Origin of the sequence: Bacillus sp. JJ1609, assembly GCF_036967045.1 — a bacterium.
Classification (GTDB): domain Bacteria; phylum Bacillota; class Bacilli; order Bacillales; family Cytobacillaceae; genus Mesobacillus.
Map to the genome: position 1 here is coordinate 47,796 of NZ_JBALSS010000028.1, position 1,950 is coordinate 49,745.

Consider the following 1,950-nt stretch of genomic DNA (forward strand, 5'->3'; position numbering starts at 1 on the left):
CGACCGGTGAAGTCGTTCTATACTTTCTTATCCTTTAAAAAAGCAGGACCAAACCCCTTTTGGTTCTGCTTTTTGCATAGCACTTCCAGATTTTAGGTAAACTAAATTCAAAAACAAGATCCAACAAAATTACTTTAATTGACTAAATTATGCTACTATATACAGGTACTACTTCTACTTAATTTAGCGAGAGCATGATTGCTTACTTAGGAGTTCTAACATGAAAAAAATGAAATACTTAACCACCTTTTTCATACTCAGCATAGTTTGGATTTTTGGGACAAACTATCTGCTAAAATTATATGCCCCTTCGCCTTTTATCACACTGGTCGAACATACGAAAGAAGTTCTTTATGTTGTGCTTGCGGGCTGGTTTTTCTATTTTTTCATTTCGAAGATGGAAGAATTGAATGCTTCAAGGGAAGAGGAAAAGCGCTTATCCACGCTGATCAATTCCATGGTTGATTTTGTCAATTTCAAGGACGGAGAAGGCCGATGGATCCAGGCAAATGATTTCGGATTGAAGCTTTTCGACCTCGAAAACGTAGATTATAAAGGCAAAAAGGACTCAGAATTGGCAGAATACAGTGATTTTTTCGCCGACTCATTAAGATATTGCGAGATATCTGATGAAGAAGCCTGGAAAGCCGGAGGGATCATCCGTGTGGAAGAAGTCCTTCCACAGCCAGATGGCAGCAATAAGACCTTTGATACAATCAAAGTTCCTCTATGGAATGGTGACGGCAGCAGACAAGGACTCGTTATCATTGGGCGAGATATCACTGAGCGGAAAATCGTTGAGACTTTGCTTGAAGAAAGTCGGCAGCAATACCGGTCGTTGTTCGAATACAGTCCTGACATCGTTGCGATGCTGGACCTAAACGGGACAATCACAAATGTGAATCCTCAGTTTCAGAAAATCACAGGCTATAATGCTAACGATTTTATTGGCAGGCGTATTGGAGAGTTGCTCCCTGATAACAGCAGGCAATTAGTTTTGGACAGAATCACCAAGGTGATCAAGGATCAATGTCCGCAAATGTTCGAGCTTAATGTTCCTCATAAGAACGGGAATCCCCTCATGCTTCAAAGTACTTCCTTGCCTATCATTGTGAATGATAAGCTTGCCGGGATTATCTGTAATTCAAGGGATGTAACGGAATTGCGGCAAACGGAGGAGCGTTTGCGGAGAACGGATAAATTATCAGTCGTCGGTGAACTATCTGCAAGTGTTGCCCATGAAATACGCAATCCGCTTACTTCACTAAAGGGACTGGTCCAGCTGCTGCAAATGGAAGATGAAAAGCACCAGCTATATTATCAAATCATGCTTGATGAACTGAACAGGATCAACCATATTGTCGGTGAGTTATTACTGCTCGCCAAGCCTCAGCAGATAAAATTCATTGAAGCCGATATACAGCTGATTCTATACAATGTTATATCACTGTTAAAAACAGAAGCAAGCCTTCATAATATCCAAATAGAGTTAGAGGTTCACGACCAGCAGGTAATGATCGAATGTGAACCAAACCAGCTGAAGCAGCTGTTCATTAATATCGTGAAAAATGCGATTGAAGCTTCATCGGCTGAGGATGTCGTATTGATTTCACTGCAAAGCACTGATGATCACGTTACGGTACGTGTAAAAGACGATGGCTGCGGAATTTCCAAGGAATTCATGGAAAGAATCGGCGAGCCGTTCTACTCCTCCAAGGAAAAGGGCACAGGTCTCGGGATGACAGTAAGTTTCAAAATTGTACAGTCTCATAACGGAACGATAAAATTCAAGAGTGAGCCAGATAAGGGTACTGAAGTGATCGTACAATTGCCTATTAAACATGATGGCAATAATGAAGTGAAAACGAATTAAATTATTTATCATAAATCCTCTGTTAAAGGTGAATGTTGTTTTTAAACCTGTTGATTGAAGTGGAAGGCGCGAAGACT

General features: G+C 40.8%; 1 protein-coding gene. It reads left to right on the plus strand.

The features are described from left to right. The first annotated feature begins 220 nt into the window (after positions 1-220). On the plus strand, positions 221-1,873 hold the full coding sequence (locus tag V7654_RS19800; protein ID WP_335432528.1) for a PAS domain-containing sensor histidine kinase: 1,653 nt from the start codon (positions 221-223) through the stop codon (positions 1,871-1,873). Positions 1,874-1,950 lie beyond the last annotated feature (77 nt).

Coding starts and splice junctions, on each gene's coding strand:
- V7654_RS19800 (WP_335432528.1), top strand. CDS start 221: ATGAAAAAAATGAAATACTTAACCACCTTTTTCATACTCAGCATAGTT.